General features: G+C 63.3%; 1 protein-coding gene. It reads right to left on the reverse strand.

The genetic code is table 11. The features are described 5' to 3' along the window. Positions 1-23: 23 nt before the first annotated feature. Positions 24-3,074, reverse strand: a 3,051-nt coding sequence (locus OXG98_18220) for a hypothetical protein (protein ID MCY3773946.1), incomplete at its 5' end; no start/stop codon positions are given.

The following is a 3,074-nucleotide window of genomic DNA, read 5'->3' on the forward strand; positions in this document are numbered from 1 at the left end:
ATCAGGGTAACGGCGCCATAGGTCTACAGGGAGCCCTCCAACCAGCCCACAACTTTGTTAATGTCATTCGCGTCCGCTTCCGCATCAGGCGCCAACATTTGTAGCGTGAGCCGGCGACGATCCTGCGTTTCCAGGATCGGAGTTTCGTCCGTGAAACCTTCGCCTGCCAGCCAGCTTTCAAGTTCGTCGATCTTGCTGGTACGGAACCCCTTCAACCTCCCATTGCGCAGTGTCTCGATGAACGCCCGGCCATCGCCCTCCCGTTCATTCAGAAGGTCGGAAGCGGCGTCGATGAACGTCTTCGAGACGGCGCCGCTTTGTTCCAGAACGCCGCGATCTACGGGCCGTCCCCGGCCTTGCCGCCACAACCCGGTCCAGATCCGAATCATCTTGAATCGCTGGACGAGCCGATTCCGGGTCGCGTCGTCCGGAACGGCAACGGGCGCCGCTCTGCTGTCGAGCAGAGCCTCGAGTTGGCCCAGGCTTACAATGCGCCACTGTTCGATCAGGTCATGAAGCAGTTCAAGGTCATCGCGCAGCAAATGGAACGGGTGCAGTGAGTCGGGTGACCGGCGCGGATCCAGCTTCTCTACGCCCAACAGTGCCGCATACTCCTCGGGGGACCGGTTTTCTGGCGCAGGCGACTTCGGCGGAAGTTTGACACGATAGTCCTCCGCCGCCCGAGAAGCCGGTGGAAATCGCACCTCGGCCAGGTCGACGGCAGCCGGTTGCCTGCCGGTGACCTGCTGCCACAAGGCGGCTTCGTGCCGGCGCGCCGCCAGGTAGAAAATCTGGCGGCCTTCCGCTTCGGCCAGCCTCTCCAGGCTTTCGGCGATTACCTTGAATCGAGACTCGTCGCTCGTTGTCAGCGCCTCGTCCAGGAACAGCGGCAGGCTCTCGCCGCCCTGTTCCTGCGCTTCCGTCCAGGCCAGGCGCAATGCAAGGAGCATCTGCATTCGCGTTCCCGAAGACAGTTCGCCCAGCGCCTTCCACGTGCCCTGGCTGTTGTCCCTGGCCATGAAGCTGTCGTCCGGGCGCAGTTCCAAGCTGAATTCATGGCGGGTCGCCTCGGCAAACAGGGTCTTGGCCCGCCGCAGCACCTCCGGCTCGTGCTCCGAGTGAAACGCCTTTTCGACATCGTCGAGCAGCACTTCGGTGGCACCGTGCAGCAACGCTTCGTCGAGCTTGTCGGTGAGGGCTTCCCGCGCCCGGGTTTCGTCCGCGAGCGCCGTTTCCAGCTTACCGTCCGAACCTGCATCGCGGAGGCTTTTCCTGATTTCCGAACGCCGCTCGACGAGCGATGTGTATTCGTTCGCTCGAACCTCGGCGCCCTGCAGAAGGGTTTGCAGTTCTTCTCTGGCGCTCCGGTCGGCGAGTTCAATCAACTCGGGAGACGCTTCGAGTTGTCTGCGTAACTGCCGTTCGGAACCCGTTGCCCGCTCCCGGGCCTTCAGCGCATCCCGCCAGTCGTCCAACCGTTCCATCCGGCCGACAAGTGCGACACGATCTCCGGGTTCCAGATCGGCACGGTTGTACAGGGCATTGATTCCGTCAGTCACTCCCGCAATCTGTCGCTGCAACGACTCGGATTCAGCTTTCCCGCTCTCTACGGAGGAACGCAATTCGTTCGCCCCTTCCAGGCGGTCGCGCAGATCGTCGAATGAGCTGCGGAGCATTTCGCTCAAGGCTTCCCGCCCCGGTTCCGTCGCGGAAGGGGGATTGGCCTGGGCACCTTGATTCTGAGCCGGTGTATCGCCCAGATGCCACTCGTCCAGGAACCCGCCAACGGTTTGGGCAATCCCATCGATCTGTTCAGCCAATGAACCACATTCGGCGTGCTGTTTCGCCAGGTCAGTGCGCGCCCGGTCCAGATCAACGCAGTGTCCGATGAAACGCTCGTAGGCAACGAGGGGCATGGCAGGATCGAATCCCACCTCGTCTGCCAGAGCGCTACGTTGGTTTTCCAGGGCATCGAGCTCTTTCCGAGTTTTCTCCAGTTCCATTTCGAGGGATTCAATACCCGATGCCTTTTCCCGCTGCCTGATGAGCGACTGCAGCTCGGACTCGACCACGCTTCTCAGATGTTCCTCAACCGCGTCTCGGGCCCATTCCGGGGGTGGGGCCAGTCCGGATTTCCGGAACCGGTGCTCTGCTGCCTTCCGGGCGGAGTCCCCCGAGGACGGCCGACTGTACTGGATTACAAGGCCCAAGATCACCGACGCCATGGCGACAACCGCGCCCAGCATCGGCGCCAGCGCCTCCAGAACCCAGGCCGAGACTGCGGCGAATCCCGCCGCCAGCAAAGCCAGCCAGGAGGCTGCGCGCGTTGCCGTCGCGCCACGAGTACCGGCCCGGCCGGGCCCGCGTGCATCAACCGTCAGCCAGTCCCGCAGCGCTTCCGCACCGTCCCGGCGCCGATCGATTTCGAAGTCCTCGGGGCTTGCGCCGGACCACTCGATGCGCTGCTGCAACTGATCGCGCCAGCCTCGCGCTTTCAGCAGCGGCTCCGCTACATCCTGCACCCTCCGCAGGCTCGCGCGGTCGAGCCTGGGCGGCTCGCCGTTTCCTTCGAAGCGTCCGATCGCCTCGTTCAGCGCCGCTTGCGCCTGCGCGACCGACTGCCGCGAACTTTCCCAGGCCACGAGCTTCGCGGCGAGTTTGCGCAGCAGGTTCTCCGCGGTTCCCATTTCCGCGGGAGTGGGGCGGGCACGCTCGAGGCCACTGCGCATCAACGCCTGACGATTCTTCTCCAGGCTCCCGTTGGACCGCTCCAACTTGCGCTTCAACCGGTCCGTTTCCTCATCCAGGCCGCTTAGCGTATCGAGCTCATCGCCCTGCAACCTGGCCATCGTCGGGTGAAAGTCGTCCAGCCCCCGTTTGCATTCGTCAAGCTCTACTACGGCATCCTGCAGGGACAATGCCAACTCGAGCCGCCCAGCCTCCTCCCCGGCATACTTCGCGTCGTCGATTCGTTTGGTCAAACCAGGGAGCAAATCTTCCTCGCGCTTCAGTTCCGCGTACTCTCTCTCCACGGCCACGAGCCTGGTCCCGGCCGCACGAAGCTCTCTCTCTTC

The organism is Gemmatimonadota bacterium (assembly GCA_026706345.1).
GTDB lineage: Bacteria > JAAXHH01 > JAAXHH01 > JAAXHH01 > JAAXHH01 > JAAXHH01.